Below are 17,182 nucleotides of genomic sequence, written 5' to 3'. Positions count from 1 at the left end.
GCAACCAATTATCAAAGCGTTATGCTTGAGGTGAAAAATTGAAAGTTTCGCAATTTTTTGATGCCATTTTGGAAATGTTTCTCATAGCTTTGCTTTCGGTTTATCAGATTGTGATTTTAATACTATTGGGTTGGTGGATTATTGTGCACGATTTTTTATATTATCTTGTCAAAAAAGTGCCGGAAAGACTACAGGTATTAATGCTCCCTCTGTATATGATAATGCTAATTTTCGGTCCATTCTATGGCCTCGCAGCGACAAGCCTTATTGGTCTACGGGAAAGCAAAAGACGTTTAAGAGTATTATTTTTAGATATTAAAGGTTCTTTTAGTAATCAAGCATAACCTTACGTGTCACTCGCAGCCTACGGCTGCTGGGACGTCAAACGCTAACGTGTTTTACCTCCAGTGTGCTATGCGTTATGAGTTGAGTATGAATGGACAAAAGTGGTGAGTAGCATGACTCTTAGAAGATTGCCTTGCACTTAGTTCAACACATAGAAACCTGTATATGCGGGCTCGAAAGTATGCGTATGCTTCATCTGTGAAACAACATCGGGGGCGTGACTAATGTGTGGCCGGATGAATGTAATTGCTGATCCCTTGTGCCAGTGGGTTGGTGAGACCCTGGGGTTGGATTTCCATACCAGCGATAATGTGGATTTACGCCCGACACAGGCTGTCGCTACGGTCGTTCACCAGCAGGGCTCACTCAAACAGTTAGATACTACTTGGGGCATCAAGCCTGCCTGGGCCAAGAACATCCTTATCAACGCACAAGCCGAAACGGTAATGCAAAAGCCCACTTTCAAACTTGCCTTTGCCGAGCACAGATGCCTGGTGCCTTGCTCCGGTTGGTATGAGTGGCGCCAGGAAGGCACTAATGAAAAAACCAGAAAGGTGAGGTACCTCTTCAGCGCTGCCGACAACAAACCGCTGCTAATGGCCGGACTGATAATCAACGAACCCACCGGAGCCAAGCTGGTAACCCTAACCACAGCCCCTATATCCAGCTGCGCCCCTTACCACAACCGCATGCCGCTGTTTGTCGATGTTCCCAACGTCGATTTCTGGTTTGGTTCAACCCCAGAGCAGTTGCAGCCATTGCTTTACAACGAGCAGGGATTGGGGATAAAGATCGAATTACAGCGATAGAGTAACCGAGCTACTTTATGATGCTATTAATTCTGCCAATGGAACTACTTTATGAATTTTTCTATGTAATTTCCTCCTAACAGATAATATGGATATTTAATTGCTATGTTTTTAGAACAGGAACAGAAAATCAAAAGGTTATTAAATGGAAAAAAATTTTCCATAGTGTTATGGTCAGCAATAAAGATATTTGCAGCTGTAATTATAATTATGAAATTTGAGTTTGGGTTGTTTTTTGTTTTAGGTTATGTTATTTTCTCATTGGAAAGTTTAATGTTCTCAAGACATATAAATAATAAAGAAATTGAATTACAACTAAACATAATTAATCATAGACTTGATGAACTTAGTAAAAAGTAACTCTGTGCTTAAGCTCGATTAGTGGAGCAGCATGGATTCGGTTGATAATTATTTTTTTACTTTTCATTGTCCATAAATTGGACTTGCTTTTATGAGGCCGTTACTACTAAATTGATGAGATAAATACAGTTCGATCCACTACTTTACACTGTGTTTTAAATAGAATTCGGATTCACTTACTAAGTTAAACTATGATTACAAACTCATATGTAGACAATTATAAAAGTCAATTTTTGAAGGCTTTATCTTTTGGAAATTCCTTTGATAGTTCACAGGGCTTATCTGTTTTGGAATTAAGAAAGCTTCTAAATAAGTCCATGCAAAAAATTCCAAATGAAATTTACTATAAAGACGTTAAGAATTTTATTTTGCATTACTTCTTAATTAATGGATTCACAAATCCATCTCACAAATGCTTAGAATATTCATCTAGAGCTTTACAATTGCTGGAAGACGCTCAAGACAGGAATATTTTTCCCGATGTACCAGTATTTCTTACAATTGGCAATGTTCGATATAAAGGGGAATATGTCGACTCATTCAAAGTTACTCGGAATGATATTAAGCGTTTGGTTAATATTGGCCCAGATTTGTCGAAGTTAAAGTTGCACGCTTGGTTAACCTTACATGACTTAACCGTGATTGATCTCACATTAAACTACTCTCTATATGATCAAGGCAAGACTCAAGATGATCCCGATGTATTAATTAGTTGGCATAAAGACTCAAACTATCAATTCGAACCTATTGTCGTTAGCAATCTATTTGATCGGCTAGTATGTTATGGTGATTTAGAGCCTTGTCTTATCAAATAAACGTGAAATAAAAAGCTTGATGTAGTTTATACACTCAAGCTTTTTAAGCCAAATCTATTTAGTCAAATCTATTTTAATTTAATAACTTACATTTTACTTGCATAAATTTACCACATGATCACTGTGTTATTTATTATGCTTTTTAACTTGCATAGGCTGCCTGATAGTCCAAATTCGACCAGTTCTATTTCTGTTAATTTTCGACCGATATCTTTTTCACGCTGTAGTGCAGCACTATATAGACCCAATTCGGTTGGAAAATATTTTACAATCGAAGAATTATTAAGTTCATCTGAATTTTGCTTTTCAACATAAATTAGTTTTTTGTTGAGCATTTCGGATAACTCAGTTTCTGTGAGCTCATGGGCAGATCTCATTAATACTTTCTTTATCAACTCGCTATTAACTTGAAAATCATCTAGTAATGAAGCCGTCAAGGCCCATTTTATTTGAGTTATATGATATTTTTTAAGTACAACGCTCAGCTTGCTAGCAAATATCTCAAAGTTATTATTACAGACAATTGCACAATCAATTTTTTCAGGATGGTGACCATTTATTTGTCGTATAAAATGTTGCCAATCTTCATATTCAAAACATTTAACCCAGTGATTCAACATTTCGGTAGATGTTGGAACTTCGTTTTCTGGAAAGGATTTAAGATTAAAGCGTACTATAGGCGTTGTTGATTAAATCTTTTTGAACCATTTCAGGCGCCGGTGATCAGATCTTTCAGCACAGACTGACAGAGTCATCATCATGGGTAAAGCCAAGCACAAAATCATTAACTGGCCTGAGTACAACCAGAGTTTGCGCAATCGCGGTTCATTGACCTTTTGGATGGATGACGCAGCCATTAAGGGCTGGTTATGCCATCAGCATCATGGTGGTCGGGGGCGCGGTTTTCAGTTTACTGACCATGCGATTGAAGTCGCTCTGATGCTGAAAAGCGTTTTTGGCTTGTCGTTGCGCGCCACAGAGGGGTTCATTAATTCCTTGTTTAAGCTGATGGATGTTCCCTTGACCTCACCGGACTATAGCTGCCTCAGCAAGCGAGCTAAAACCGTGAAAATTGCCTACCGATCGCCGAGTCATGGCGCGATTGCCCATGTCGTTATCGATGCCACAGGCTTGAAAATCTTTGGCGAAGGCGAATGGAAAATCCGTAAGCATGGCAAAGAAAAGCGCCGCGTTTGGCGCAAGCTGCATTTGGCCGTCGATGCCCAAACACATGCCATTATTGCGGCGGAAGTCAGTCTTGATAGCGTCGGCGACAATGAAGTGCTGGGCACCTTACTCAAGCCGCTGCGTCGTCGCATAGAGCAAGTCTCTGCCGATGGCGCATATGACACCAAAGCCTGCCACAAGCTACTTAAAAATAAAGGGATAAAAGCAGTGATACCGCCGAGGTCGAATGCGGGCTACTGGTCCAAAGACCATATTCGCAATGAGGCCGTGGATGCACTTAAAGCAGGTAGCTTATCTGACTGGAAGCAGCAACATCACTACGGTAAAAGGTCGCTGGCGGAAACCGCAATGTACCGATACAAACAGCTGATAAGCCCGACCCTGACGCTGCGAGACTACAACGCCCAGGTTGGCGAAGCCTTAGCTGGAGTTAAGGCCATGAACAAAATGCTGAGCTTGGGAATGCCTTCAAGGGGCGCTGGTCGTTAAACCAAGCAAGACCTTGGGGCAGTTGCTATCCGCGCAATGATTTGATCAACAACGCCCGTACTATATGTACCTGTTTTTTGACGACTTTTTGGTTTTGGTGTGTAAATTTTGACATAATAATTTCCTTCTGTATAGGCTCTGGCTTGCCACTAAACCTTTATTGCCAAAAAGAAAACTATTGATTTTTAGTTTGTCGAATGACGAGTTTGTTTCACCAAGAGTGGCTGGTTGGGTGGTCACTCACCGCCAAACTAGCTTATGAAGGTTCTCAATTAAAGTCAATCGCTCAGAACTTTGTAGAATCAAGATTTGTTAGCTCCAGTATTCGATGCGCAGCTTTAGTTTGAGTTGCACGCATATGCCCTACCGGACCTTTAAAATTCACACAGCTTAGGTTTTAACAAGCCACACTCGCATGCAGCAACTCAGCGCCACGTCACAGTGAAGAGATTCCACAGCAGATAGATGTACCTTAGTGCCATGCTGAATGACTAACCTGACCTGGGTATGTGTTATCGACGGTAGCCAGCGATTGACAGCAATTGTATGGACATCATGGCTGAGCCCAGAATTGGCCATCCAAGCTACTTGACGATGTAAAAGGTCATCATCAGGGAAAAAGTAGTGACTAGCATGACTCTCAGAAGAGCGGCTTGACCCTAGCTCAATACATAAAACCTGTATATGTGGGCTCGAAAGTAGGCGTATGCTTTATCTGTGAAACCGACTTGCTGCTCGAATGCTCTTGCGAGCTTCCATGGCTGCACGTCGTAGCATTAGCATACGCCCCCATCTATCAGGCGATGGTTCGAGAAATGCACGGACGTTTTTATCGTCTTCATCGTTGTCGAGTTCGCCAGAGTGAAGCGCCAAGATTGGATTGATTTGCAAGTGATAGGCTGAGGTTTAAAAGCTTTGCCGTACGCGAAACTAAACACGCCACCTCGGCTTGAATCGCTGTAAGCAAGCGGCCCAATTAGCAAAGGCGCTTCAATTGGCTGCCAGTTGGCATACACTTCGACGGTTTCCAACTTGCTTCGCTAAACGACTAAGGCATGTTGCTGGGAGGCTTGGTGATTTCACTGTTCAATGCCGGAGGTTTGATATGGTGGATCGAGCATGAATAGGTCGTGGTTATTTTGCCCAACGGTTTGTGTACCAAAGGCAAACGCCCGCGTTCTCAGGTATGTGGCCTATTCGTCGAGCAGTTTATTCCTCGGTTTTTATTATTCTTTCTGCGCCACGCAAATGGCTGCGTGTTTTCCTGGCTCTGGCTCTTGTTTTTGCGAACGCGCTTTCTGAGCTGATTTTTGGTGGTCAGCAAGGACGCGGCTCGCATGGGTGGTGCTGGAATGAAATTGTCCAGCTCATGCAGTTTGTTGAGAGCACGCAGGATAGCAATGATTTTTCCAACCCGACACTCCGCTTGCTGCGTTCAAGGCTCTGTACTGTGCTCTCATAGGGGCTCAAGCTATCAACTAGACTGGGGTTGAGTCGCTATTGAGAGTCTTCAAACTATGAAGGTTTAACGATCCTCCTTAGGGGCAATCGGTCTTTTTGGTTCAGGGACGATGCGTCCTGCCGCAATGAAGGTTTTACGCTCCTCTAACGGCCCTAAGCCCCAGCCAGACTGGGTTTGAGGCGCTATTGAGAGTGTTCAAACTATGAAGGTTTAACGATCCTCCTTAGGGGCAATCGGTCTTTTTTGTTCAAGGACGATGCGTCCTGCCGCAATGAAGGTTTTACGCTCCTCTAATGGCCCTAAGCCCCAGCCAGACTGGGTTTGAGGCGCTATTGAGAGTGTTCAAACTATGAAGGTTTAACGATCCTCCTTAGGGGCAATCGGTCTTTTTTGTTCAAGGACGATGCGTCCTGCCGCAATGAAGGTTTTACGCTCCTCTAATGGCCCTAAGCCCCAGCCAGACTGGGTTTGAGGCGCTATTGAGAGTGTTCAAACTATGAAGGTTTAACGATCCTCCTGAGGGGCAATCGGTCTTTTTTGTTCAGGGACGATGCTCCCTGCAGCCATGAAGGTTTTACGCTCCTTATAGTGAAGGTTTTACGCTCCCTATAGTGAAGGTTTAACGATCCGCCTGACGGGCAATCGGTCTTTTTTGTTCAAGGACGATGCGTCCTGCTGACATGAAGGTTTTACGCTCCTGATAATGAAGGTTTAACGATCCTCTACTGTACGATTCGATTTAAATTAGATTTTTATCAGTGACTTGCCACAATTCTTACTCGAGGGGTTGTGGGGTTTTACGCGCCTATTGGTGGCAGGATGGTGAAGGTTTTACGCTCCTTATAGTGAAGGTTTAACGATCCGCCTGACGGGCAATCGGTCTTTTTTGTTCAAGGACGATGCGTCCTGCCGCAATGAAGGTTTTACGCTCCTCTAACGGCCCTAAGCCCCAGCCAGACTGGGTTTGAGGCGCTATTGAGAGTGTTCAAACTATAAAGGTTTAACGATCCTCCTGAGGGTCTATCGGTCTTTTTTGTTCAGGGACGATGCGTCCTGCAGCCATGAAGGTTTTACGCTCCTGATAATGAAGGTTTAACGATCCTTATAGTGAAGGTTTAACGATCCGCTTGACGGGCAATCGGTCTTTTTTGTTCAAGGACGATGCGTCCTGCCGCAATGAAGGTTTTACGCTCCTCTAATGGCCTCAAGCCCCAGCCAGACTGGGTTTCAGGCGCTATTGAGAGTGTTCAAACTATGAAGGTTTAACGATCCTCCTGAGGGGCAATCGGTCTTTTTGGTTCAGGGACGATGCGTCCTGCTGCCATGAAGGTTTTACGCTCCTGATAATGAAGGTTTTACGCTCCTGATAATGAAGGTTTTACGCTCCTGATAATGAAGGTTTAACGATCCTCTACTGTACGATTCGATTTAAATTAGATTTTTATCAGTGACTTGCCACGATTCTTACTCGAGGGGTTGTGGGGTTTTACGCGCCTATTGGTGGCAGGATGGTGAAGGTTTTACGCTCCTTATAGTGAAGGTTTAACGATCCTCCTGAGGGGCAATCGGTCCTTTTTGTTCAGGACGATGCGTCCTGCAGCTATGAAGGTTTTACGCTCCTGATAGTGAAGGTTTAACGATCCGCCTGACGGGCAATCGGTCTTTTTTGTTCAAGGACGATGCGTCCTGCAGCCATGAAGGTTTTACGCTCCTCTAATGGCCTCAAGCCCCAGCCAGACTGGGTTTCAGGCGCTATTGAGAGTGTTCAAACTATAAAGGTTTAACGATCCTCCTGAGGGGCTATCGGTCTTTTTTGTTCAGGGACGATGCGTCCTGCAGCCATGAAGGTTTTACGCTCCTTATAGTGAAGGTTTAACGATCCGCCTGACGGGCAATCGGTCTTTTTTGTTCAAGGACGATGCGTCCTGCAGCGATGAAGGTTTTACGCTCCTCTAATGGCCTCAAGCCCCAGCCAGACTGGGTTTCAGGCGCTATTGAGAGTGTTCAAACTATAAAGGTTTAACGATCCTCCTGAGGGGCTATCGGTCTTTTTTGTTCAGGGACGATGCGTCCTGCAGCCATGAAGGTTTTACGCTCCTTATAGTGAAGGTTTAACGATCCGCCTGACGGGCAATCGGTCTTTTTTGTTCAAGGACGATGCGTCCTGCAGCGATGAAGGTTTTACGCTCCTCTAATGGCCCTAAGCCCCAGCCAGACTGGGTTTGAGGCGCTATTGAGAGTGTTCAAACTATGAAGGTTTAACGATCCTCCTGAGGGGCAATCGGTCTTTTTGGTTCAGGGACGATGCGTCCTGCAGCCATGAAGGTTTTACGCTCCTGATAATGAAGGTTTAACGATCCGCCTGAGGGGCAATCGGTCTTTTTGTTCAAGGACGATGCGTCCTGCCGCAATGAAGGTTTTACGATCCTCTAATGGCCTAAAGCCCCAGCCAGACTGGGTTTCAGGCGCTATTGAGAGTGTTCAAACTATAAAGGTTTAACGATCCTCCTGAGGGTCTATCGGTCTTTTTTGTTCAAGGACGATGCCTCCTGCCGCAATGAAGGTTTTACGATCCTCTAATGGCCTCAAGCCCCAGCCAGACTGGGTTTCAGGCGCTATTGAGAGTGTTCAAACTATAAAGGTTTAACGATCCTCCTGAGGGGCTATCGGTCTTTTTTGTTCAGGGACGATGCGTCCTGCAGCCATGAAGGTTTTACGCTCCTTATAGTGAAGGTTTAACGATCCGCCTGACGGGCAATCGGTCTTTTTTGTTCAAGGACGATGCGTCCTGCCGCAATGAAGGTTTTACGATCCTCTAATGGCCTCAAGCCCCAGCCAGACTGGGTTTCAGGCGCTATTGAGAGTGTTCAAACTATAAAGGTTTAACGATCCTCCTGAGGGTCTATCGGTCTTTTTTGTTCAGGGACGATGCGTCCTGCAGCCATGAAGGTTTTACGCTCCTGATAATGAAGGTTTAACGATCCTTATAGTGAAGGTTTAACGATCCGCTTGACGGGCAATCGGTCTTTTTTGTTCAAGGACGATGCGTCCTGCAGCCATGAAGGTTTTACGCTCCTCTAATGGCCTCAAGCCCCAGCCAGACTGGGTTTCAGGCGCTATTGAGAGTGTTCAAACTATGAAGGTTTAACGATCCTCCTGAGGGTCTATCGGTCTTTTTTGTTCAGGGACGATGCGTCCAGCAGCTATGAAGGTTTTATGCTCCTCTAATGGCCCTAAGCCCCAGCCAGACTGGGTTTCAGGCGCTATTGAGAGTGTTCAAACTATAAAGGTTTAACGATCCTCCTGAGGGTCTATCGGTCTTTTTTGTTCAGGGACGATGCGTCCAGCAGCTATGAAGGTTTTATGCTCCTCTAATGGCCCTAAGCCCCAGCCAGACTGGGTTTTTCGGCTCTATTGGTAGTGAAGTAGTGGCGATTCACTACGCTACTTAAACTGAGTAGCTACGGTATTTGGCACTAATGAAAGGAGATTTTATATGGTACAGAACCAATCATCAGGCGCAGCGGCAAATGACTGGGGTAGGCAGACTGCTCGTATTATTGCTGTTCAGCTTGGTACAACAATCACCTCCCAAAATAGTAATGAATGCACATACAGAGACAGATGGGTTGTAATTAAATGCGCCAAACATGAAACGGATAGCGTTGGTGTAACATACAAAATGCTTGAGCGGCTTGATTACGTAATTGGTGCATTTCAACAAGATGACGGACACTTTAAGTTGTATCAACTTCCTGTTTCAACATATGAATCCCATATGCGAGCTACTGCTTCTCAGGGGGCTGCTAGAGGAAAAGTCGGAATAGTTCGCCAAAATGTCTTTGTGGAACAGGGTGTAAGCTTAGGTTCTGTTACTATTTGACGAAAATATACCTAACGTAGCACCCTAGCTCTCGATGTCTTGCGTCAACGACAAGGAGGTACTGTGGACTTTATTGCACTATTTTCAGGCGCTTTTGCAGAGGTCTGGTACATCGTTCCGTTGCTTGTTGTAGCTCTGATTTTTAAAAGTCGCTGGTTTAAAGGCGTCTTCGGTGAGTTTTTGGTAAACAGGCAACTTGTGAAGTTGTGCCAGCCATCTCGAGAAGTGGACTCAGACTACACGTTGGTAAAGGATGTGACCTTACCAACTGAGGATGGCACAACTCAAGTCGACCATATTCTCGTATCCAGGTTCGGTGTGTTTGTGATTGAAACCAAGAACATGAAGGGCTGGATTTTTGGCTCTGAGAATCAGAGGCAATGGACTCAAAAAATCTATCGACACTCTTCCAAGTTTCAAAATCCGCTGCATCAAAACTACAAGCATATAAAAACACTGGAATCTCTGTTGGGCATAGGGCTAGAAAAGCTGCATTCTGTGATTGTTTTTACAGGTGACAGTACATTTAAAACCGAGATGCCACATAACGTAACCTATGCCAGAGGCTGCTTACGGTACATCAAAACCTTCGACAAGGTTGTCTTCTCGGACACGGAATACCGCGAAATCATTGAGCAGATACACGAGGTCAAGTTAAAGCGGGGAATACTGACCGACCTCAAGCACAGGCAGCATATCAAATCGCTTATAGCCTCCAAAAGCCTGGTAAAACTTTGTGTCCGCTGTGGTTCAGAAATGGTCATTCGGGAAACCAAGCGTGGCGACAACAAAGGTAAACAGTTCTGGGGATGTTCTGCGTACCCTAAATGCAGATCCATTGAAGAACTGAGTTGATAGCAGACTAACCAGTAGTGACGTAATACAACCTCACAAGTGACAGTGGCGCTCAGACCATCAATTGTGATTTGATTCGGTTATGAATCATTGGAACCGCTGTCTTAAAAATAACCATGAATATACGACTTTACAGCGACTTACACATCGAATTTGAAGTGTTTCATGCTCCAGCCGATGGCGCGGACGTGGTTGTGCTGGCCGGAGATGTAGACGTAGGCGTGAGAGGCATTGACTGGATAGTGCGGCAGAAGTTTGGCTGTCCGGTGATTTATGTCATGGGCAACCATGAGTACTATAACCATCGCTACCCAAGCCTGTTAGGTAAGGTGAAGCAGCATGCTGCTGGCAAGAATATTCATATCCTCGAAAACGAGAGTGTTGAGATTGATGGTGTGTGGTTTCATGGCGCCACGCTGTGGACTGACTTTAAGCTTTTTGGTGATCCTCGGGTGGCTGGTTACGAGTGCCAACAAGTGATGAGGGATTACAAGAAAATCCGCAAAGAACCCTCTTACTCAAAGCTGAGATCTATTGATGTGGCCAGTATTCATAGTCAGTCTCTGAGCTGGCTTGCCGAAAGCTTGGCCAGCTCCAAGAATGCCGTAAATGTGGTGGTAACTCACCATGCGCCGAGCATGCTGTCGGTTCCATCTTACTACCAGGACAACATAGTGACAGCGGCCTATGCTTCCGATTTGAGTGTTTTTATTGATGAGCATAAACCAGACTACTGGCTGCATGGGCATTTACATACAAGCTCGAATTACTATCTGGGTGCATGCCAGGTTCTGGCTAATCCGAAGGGCTATAAGGGCGAGGTCAATGAGAACTTTGACCCCTGCTTTAGCCTAACGCTGGCGAAGCGTGGTGTGCGTTCGACCAATACAAAGGCTTGAACAGTAACTCCTCAAGACTCTTTGAATGGCTTAGACCACAAGCTGCACAGTGCCCATTCTATGGGAAATATGACCCATAGCAGAAAGATGTATTTCAGCGCCATGCTGAAAGACTCGCCTGACTTTGGGACGTGGTAATGACGATATCCTGCGAATGACAGCAATTGCACTGACATCATTGCGGAACCCAGAAGTGGCCATCCAAGCTCTTTGAGGATGTAAAAGGTCATCAGGAAAGCGACGACAAAAGCATAGTCCACAGCGGTTTTAACTGACATCCAATAGTCCTTTGTTCAATTCAACAGGGTAGAACCAATACAAAGGCTGTGCTTGCCGACGAGTGCCGTTGTCGCACTCGGGTGTGCCGCTTCAGCATGCGATAAGTGCCTTTACACTCGGAGATTGGTCAGCCCTTGCAAAGATGGCTTGTATCATTTGTATTAGTCGCGACTTGATCTGACACATCATCTTGAAAAGGTGAGAGTTACCCGTTTTGATAAAGGTGTCGAATCTTCAATCAAAACAAAAGAGGTAACTCTCATGCTGCATACTAACAACCCCATCATTAAACACAAAGCAGGTTTGCTGAATCTCGCTGAGGAGCTCGGCAACGTTTCCAAAGCCTGCAAGGTTATGGGCGTGTCCCGTGACACCTTCTATCGCTATCGTGAACTGGTTGAGGATGGCGGCATTGATGCGCTTATCAACCGCTCCAGACGCACGCCCAATCTGAAAAATCGTGTTGATGACCATATAGAGCAAGCTGTCATTGATTACGCCATTGAGTTTCCCGCCTATGGTCAAACCCGAACCAGCAACGAACTGCGCAAGCAGGGCGTCTTTGTTTCCGGCAGCGGCGTACGTTCAATTTGGCTCAGGCACGGGCTGGAAAACCTCAAGAAGCGCCTGGTCGCATTGGAAGCAAAGATGGAGCGCGATGGCATCATTCTGACAGAAGCGCAGGTGGCAGCCCTGGAAAAGAAAGCCCAGGACGATGAGGCCTGCGGTGAAATTGAAACCCATCATCCTGGCTATCTGGGCTCACAGGACACCTTTTACGTCGGCAACCTCAAAGGTGTGGGGCGGATATACCAGCAGACCTTCGTCGATACCTACAGTAAGGTCGCCTTTGCCAAGCTCTACACCACCAAAACCCCAATCACCTCTGCCGACCTGTTGAACGACAGAGTATTGCCGTTTTTCGAAGCTCAGGCGCTGCCGATGCTGCGTATTCTCACTGACCGGGGCACCGAGTACTGCGGTAAGGTTGAGCAGCACGATTATCAGCTGTATCTGGCCATCAATGATATCGACCACACGAAAACCAAAGCCAGACATCCACAGACAAACGGTATCTGCGAGCGTTTCCACAAGACCATTCTGAATGAGTTCTATCAGGTCACGTTCCGCAAAAAGCTGTATAGCACACTGGAGGAGCTGCAAAAAGACTTGGACGAATGGCTGGCGCTGTACAACAATGAGCGCACCCATCAGGGCAAAATGTGCTGCGGTCGCACACCGATGGCGACATTAATTGATGGAAAACGGGTTTGGGCTGAAAAGAATTTAGCCCAAATCTAATCTGACAACGGCACCCCAAAATCGGGTAACTGTCAGATCAGGTCTGAGCTATTACATATCATTAGTATTGAATTTAATGAGATAAAGTCTAAGTTCAACCATTTTAAGGGGATGTACTATGAGTGTTGCCGTGGCGCTGATAGCAATAGCGATTTTTATCCTCCTACTCTGGCAAGTGTTTGTGCTCTACCTGCCAAAAAAACTTCAGAAGTAACCCTCCTCTTGCCTAATAGAAAAGCGCCCCACTGGGGCGCTTTGAGTTTGGAGGGTTAATCCTCCGACAGTTCTCTTATCCATAAGTCCTCGGCGGCCTGAAAGAACGCCTCTGGCGTCAACCCAAACGCCTGCCTGAACTCATCCCGATACAAATCACAGAAGCGTACTATTTCATCCAGATAACACAGCAGGATGGCGTACATGTCGGTTCCTGACAGGTATTGGCCTTCAAACTCAGGGTGTTCTGCCTGAATAGACTTGCTGGTACTGATCCCCAAAATCTGGCCAAGGATATTGCGGTGCAGGTAGATGTAACGTGAAAATCCGAGCTCGATTGAGTCTTCATCACTGTCTACCACATCCGCCAGCAACAGCATGGTGTTGTGGTCATCCCACGGGGATTTGGACTTGCGTTTGTAGATGCGAACGAACTGAGTATCTGCGACAGACATTATGGTCTCCTTATGTTTGTGTCCTCGAAGATAGGTAGGTTCACGGGTGGGGAAATTGCTAAAGAATGAGCGAGCCAATTGGCTCGCTCAGGTTTTAGTGCCTTAATTCGAGTACCGCCGCAGCCAGGTGGGCTTCAGTTTCCTCGATAAACACCTTTGGTGGTTTGCTAAAGTCAATAACACGCAATCCAATGAAATATAAATAGATAATAGAAGGTGATGCAGTTTAGCTTTAACCGATTCAAACTGTTGGCTGCTGAGTTAACAGGTTTCCGACCTGATTGAAGTCTTAATGCATGCATAGCCAGACATCAGCTTCGGCATTCCGTACTGGCTTTGGGTATCAAATTCCGGCAACACTCCTCAGCTACCCTCGGCATTTCGTACTGACCTTGGGCATCAAATTAACATCCACTTCCAGATCACCTTCGGCATTTCGTACTGACTTTGGACATCAAATTTCGGCAACACTCTTCAACTATGCATGCATAGCCAGAAACCACCTTCGGCGCTTTGTACTGGCTTTGGGTATCAAATTCCGGCCCTCCTCCGGAGAACCTTCGGCATTTCATACTGACTTTGGGCATCAAATTACGGCAACACTCTTCAACTATGCATGCATAGCCAGAAACCACCTTCGGCATTTCGTACTGGCTTTGGGCATCAAATTCAGCCCCTGGGATTCAGCTACGCATGCATAGCCAGAAACCACCTTCGGCGTTTTGTACTGGCTTTGGGCATCAAATTCAGACCCAGGGATTCAGCTCTGCATGCATAGCCAGACATCAGCTTCGGCATTTCGTACTGACTTTGGGCATCAAATTCGAGCAGGGGATTCAACTATGCATGCATAGCCAGAGACCACCTTCGGCATTTCGTACTGACTTTGGGCATCAAATTCCGGCAACACTCTTCAACTATGCATGCATAGCCAGAAACCACCTTCGGCATTTCGTACTGACTTTGGGCATCAAAATCAGACCCAGGGATTCAACTATGCATGCATAGCCAGAGACCACCTTCGGCATTTCGTACTGACTTTGGGCATCAAATTCAGACCCAGGGATTCAACTACGCATGCATAGCCAGAGATCACCTTCGGCGTTTTGTACTGACCTTGGGCATCAAATTAACATCCACTTCCGATCACCTTCGGCATTTCGTACTGGCTTTGGGTATCAAATTCCGGCCCTCCTCCGGAGAACCTTCGGCATTTCATACTGACTTTGGGCATCAAAATCAGACCCAGGGATTCAGCTACGCATGCATAGCCAGAGATCACCTTCGGCGTTTTGTACTGGCTTTGGGCATCAAATTCGGACAGGGCACCAGCTCTGCATGCATAGCCAGACATCAGCTTCGGCATTTCATACTGACTTTGGGCATCAAATTCCGGCAACACTCTTCAACTATGCATGCATAGCCAGAAACCACATTCGGCATTTCGTACTGGCTTTGGGCATCAAGTTCAGCCCCTGGGATTCAGCTACGCATGCATAGCCAGAAACCACCTTCGGCGTTTTGTACTGGCTTTGGGCATCAAATTCAGACCCAGGGATTCAGCTACGCATGCATAGCCAGAGATCACCTTCGGCATTTCGTACTGGCTTTGGGCATCAAATTCAGACCCAGGGATTCAGCTACGCATGCATAGCCAGAGATCAGCTTCGGCGCTTTGTACTGGCTTTGGGCATCAAATTCGAACAGGGCACCAGCTCTGCATGCATAGCCAGACATCAGCTTCGGCATTTCATACTGACTTTGGGCATCAAATTCCGGCAACACTCTTCAACTATGCATGCATAGCCAGAAACCACCTTCGGCATTTCGTACTGACTTTGGGCATCAAATTCAGATCCAGGGATTCAGCTACGCATGCATAGCCAGACATCAGCTTCGGCATTTCGTACTGACTTTGGGCATCAAAATCAGACCCAGGGATTCAGCTACGCATGCATAGCCAGAAACCACCTTCGGCATTTCGTACTGACTTTGGGCATCAAAATCAGACCCAGGGATTCAGCTACGCATGCATAGCCAGACATCAGCTTCGGCGTTTTGTACTGGCTTTGGGCATCAAATTCGGACAGGGCACCAGCTCTGCATGCATAGCCAGACATCAGCTTCGGCATTTCGTACTGACTTTGGGCATCAAAATCAGACCCAGGGATTCAGCTACGCATGCATAGCCAGAGATCACCTTCGGCGTTTTGTACTGGCTTTGGGCATCAAATTCGGACAGGGCACCAGCTATGCATGCATAGCCAGACATCAGCTTCGGCATTTCATACTGACTTTGGGCATCAAATTCAGACCCAGGGATTCAGCTACGCATGCATAGCCAGAGATCAGCTTCGGCGCTTTGTACTGGCTTTGGGTATCAAATTCCGGCCCTCCTCCGGAGAACCTTCGGCATTTCATACTGACTTTGGGCATCAAATTACGGCAACACTCTTCAACTATGCATGCATAGCCAGAAACCACCTTCGGCATTTCGTACTGGCTTTGGGCATCAAATTCAGCCCCTGGGATTCAGCTACGCATGCATAGCCAGAAACCACCTTCGGCGTTTTGTACTGGCTTTGGGCATCAAATTCAGACCCAGGGATTCAGCTACGCATGCATAGCCAGAGATCACCTTCGGCATTTCGTACTGGCTTTGGGCATCAAATTCAGACCCAGGGATTCAGCTACGCATGCATAGCCAGAGATCAGCTTCGGCGCTTTGTACTGGCTTTGGGCATCAAATTCAGACCCAGGGATTCAGCTACGCATGCATAGCCAGAGATCAGCTTCGGCGCTTTGTACTGGCTTTGGGCATCAAATTCGAACAGGGCACCAGCTCTGCATGCATAGCCAGAAACCACCTTCGGCATTTCGTACTGACTTTGGGCATCAAATTCAGCTCCAGGGATTCAGCTACGCATGCATAGCCAGACATCAGCTTCGGCATTTCGTACTGGCTTTGGGTATCAGATTCAGACGTGCTATTGGGCAGCAGAAGACACTCTCTTCAATTCTGAATTGTTGAGGCAGAACTGGCTCAATGGCCACTATCAGCGATAGTTAGATTCCAAAGATGACTCCCACTCTTTCAACTGCTTTTCGGTCCAGAACTTGTTTCTGGAGTTTTTTGCGTTCGGTTCAGGAAACTGACCTTTTTTAATCATACGATTCAATGTTGAACGACTCACAGTAAGTAGTTCGACTATGTCTTTGATTTTGAAAATCATGAAAAACGCCCCTGTATAATGAGATATGACAGGGGCATTTTGACTCAGTGGATATCTGCAACAAAATTTCGAATAAGCTTTAGGGTTACACGAGAGATTTCAGCCACGCTTCAATGTCCTGAGACCGAAACGCCTTCCTTCCATCGCTGATGACAACAGACCTTGGAAATGTACCATCATCCATTTTCCGTCTTATGGTTGATTCACTAAGACCAACTATTGCAACTACATCAGCCATTTTGATTAGGCGTGGAATCATGAGACTACTCCTGAACTTGCCAAAGGAGTCTTATGCTGACCTATCCACAAAAATTCCCAAAAATTTGAATAAGCTTTGCCAAGGTCATTCTCGTCGATTGGGGCTTGAAGAGCATCAAAACACCAAGACGCTGCAGATAAATTTTTAGCTTCCGGAAATCAACCAATCACTTCCGAGACCTCGCCTAGATTGCTTTAGTGGTGACTTTCTGGTGACCTGATTATAAAAATATTTTTAAAAAATTTTTATATCACTGATATTTAAAGAATTATTTATATACTCGATGTTCAGATCCAGAACGTAGAATAACGCCGCTTTTCGCTTCTACAATACAAA

The 17,182-nt window shown here is 45.8% G+C and carries 11 protein-coding genes; 8 read left to right on the top strand and 3 right to left on the bottom strand.

The window, feature by feature from the left end:
- Nucleotides 1-38 precede the first annotated feature (38 nt).
- The 3 genes from JQC75_RS01470 (at nucleotide 39) to JQC75_RS01460 (ending at nucleotide 2,329) form a co-directional block, all read left to right on the top strand.
- The gene (locus JQC75_RS01470; RefSeq protein WP_203325756.1) at nucleotides 39-344 is read left to right on the top strand and encodes a hypothetical protein; all 306 of its coding nucleotides are present in this window, start codon (nucleotides 39-41) and stop codon (nucleotides 342-344) included.
- 237 nt (nucleotides 345-581) lie between these two features.
- Nucleotides 582-1,154 carry an SOS response-associated peptidase gene (locus JQC75_RS01465; protein ID WP_239002059.1) on the top strand — a complete coding sequence of 191 codons (573 nt, stop codon included), beginning with the start codon at nucleotides 582-584 and terminating at the stop codon, nucleotides 1,152-1,154.
- A gap of 551 nt (nucleotides 1,155-1,705) precedes the next feature.
- Nucleotides 1,706-2,329 carry a hypothetical protein gene (locus JQC75_RS01460; protein WP_203325754.1) on the top strand — a complete coding sequence of 208 codons (624 nt, stop codon included), beginning with the start codon at nucleotides 1,706-1,708 and terminating at the stop codon, nucleotides 2,327-2,329.
- A gap of 107 nt (nucleotides 2,330-2,436) precedes the next feature.
- Here JQC75_RS01460 and JQC75_RS01455 read toward each other — a convergent pair whose 3' ends face one another.
- Entirely contained in the window at nucleotides 2,437-2,949 is a 513-nt protein-coding gene (locus JQC75_RS01455) for a hypothetical protein (protein ID WP_203325753.1), read from the bottom strand.
- 139 nt (nucleotides 2,950-3,088) lie between these two features.
- On the opposite strand from JQC75_RS01455, the gene JQC75_RS01450 reads away from it, so the two are divergent.
- The 5 genes from JQC75_RS01450 (at nucleotide 3,089) to JQC75_RS01430 (ending at nucleotide 12,686) form a co-directional block, all read left to right on the top strand.
- Nucleotides 3,089-4,006: an IS5 family transposase gene (locus tag JQC75_RS01450; protein ID WP_203323908.1), complete on the top strand. Its 918-nt coding sequence runs from the start codon at nucleotides 3,089-3,091 to the stop codon at nucleotides 4,004-4,006.
- Nucleotides 4,007-8,964: 4,958 nt separating this feature from the next.
- The gene (locus tag JQC75_RS01445; protein ID WP_203325752.1) at nucleotides 8,965-9,351 is read left to right on the top strand and encodes a hypothetical protein; all 387 of its coding nucleotides are present in this window, start codon (nucleotides 8,965-8,967) and stop codon (nucleotides 9,349-9,351) included.
- A gap of 63 nt (nucleotides 9,352-9,414) precedes the next feature.
- Nucleotides 9,415-10,206: a nuclease-related domain-containing protein gene (locus JQC75_RS01440; protein ID WP_203325751.1), complete on the top strand. Its 792-nt coding sequence runs from the start codon at nucleotides 9,415-9,417 to the stop codon at nucleotides 10,204-10,206.
- A gap of 116 nt (nucleotides 10,207-10,322) precedes the next feature.
- On the top strand, nucleotides 10,323-11,105 hold the full coding sequence (locus JQC75_RS01435; RefSeq protein ID WP_203325750.1) for a metallophosphoesterase: 783 nt from the start codon (nucleotides 10,323-10,325) through the stop codon (nucleotides 11,103-11,105).
- A 540-nt stretch (nucleotides 11,106-11,645) separates the two neighbouring features.
- Nucleotides 11,646-12,686, top strand: a complete 1,041-nt coding sequence (locus tag JQC75_RS01430; RefSeq protein ID WP_203324101.1) for an IS481 family transposase — start codon at nucleotides 11,646-11,648, stop codon at nucleotides 12,684-12,686.
- A 269-nt stretch (nucleotides 12,687-12,955) separates the two neighbouring features.
- On the opposite strand, the gene JQC75_RS01425 is transcribed toward JQC75_RS01430, so the two are convergent.
- On the bottom strand, nucleotides 12,956-13,354 hold the full coding sequence (locus JQC75_RS01425; RefSeq protein WP_203325749.1) for a hypothetical protein: 399 nt from the start codon (nucleotides 13,352-13,354) through the stop codon (nucleotides 12,956-12,958).
- 3,318 nt (nucleotides 13,355-16,672) lie between these two features.
- Entirely contained in the window at nucleotides 16,673-16,825 is a 153-nt protein-coding gene (locus JQC75_RS19030) for a helix-turn-helix transcriptional regulator (RefSeq protein ID WP_380797093.1), read from the bottom strand.
- Nucleotides 16,826-17,182: the final 357 nt, after the last annotated feature.

This window comes from Shewanella litorisediminis, from assembly GCF_016834455.1.
In the GTDB taxonomy this organism is placed as follows: domain Bacteria; phylum Pseudomonadota; class Gammaproteobacteria; order Enterobacterales; family Shewanellaceae; genus Shewanella; species Shewanella litorisediminis.
Note: the sequence above shows the minus strand (reverse complement) of the source record. Positions and strands in the feature narration are given on the sequence as shown.

Coding starts and splice junctions, on each gene's coding strand:
- JQC75_RS01465 (WP_239002059.1), top strand. CDS start 582: ATGAATGTAATTGCTGATCCCTTGTGCCAGTGGGTTGGTGAGACCCTG.
- JQC75_RS01460 (WP_203325754.1), top strand. CDS start 1,706: ATGATTACAAACTCATATGTAGACAATTATAAAAGTCAATTTTTGAAG.
- JQC75_RS01455 (WP_203325753.1), bottom strand. CDS start 2,949: ATGTTGAATCACTGGGTTAAATGTTTTGAATATGAAGATTGGCAACAT.
- JQC75_RS01450 (WP_203323908.1), top strand. CDS start 3,089: ATGGGTAAAGCCAAGCACAAAATCATTAACTGGCCTGAGTACAACCAG.
- JQC75_RS01445 (WP_203325752.1), top strand. CDS start 8,965: ATGGTACAGAACCAATCATCAGGCGCAGCGGCAAATGACTGGGGTAGG.
- JQC75_RS01435 (WP_203325750.1), top strand. CDS start 10,323: ATGAATATACGACTTTACAGCGACTTACACATCGAATTTGAAGTGTTT.
- JQC75_RS01430 (WP_203324101.1), top strand. CDS start 11,646: ATGCTGCATACTAACAACCCCATCATTAAACACAAAGCAGGTTTGCTG.
- JQC75_RS01425 (WP_203325749.1), bottom strand. CDS start 13,354: ATGTCTGTCGCAGATACTCAGTTCGTTCGCATCTACAAACGCAAGTCC.
- JQC75_RS19030 (WP_380797093.1), bottom strand. CDS start 16,825: ATGGCTGATGTAGTTGCAATAGTTGGTCTTAGTGAATCAACCATAAGA.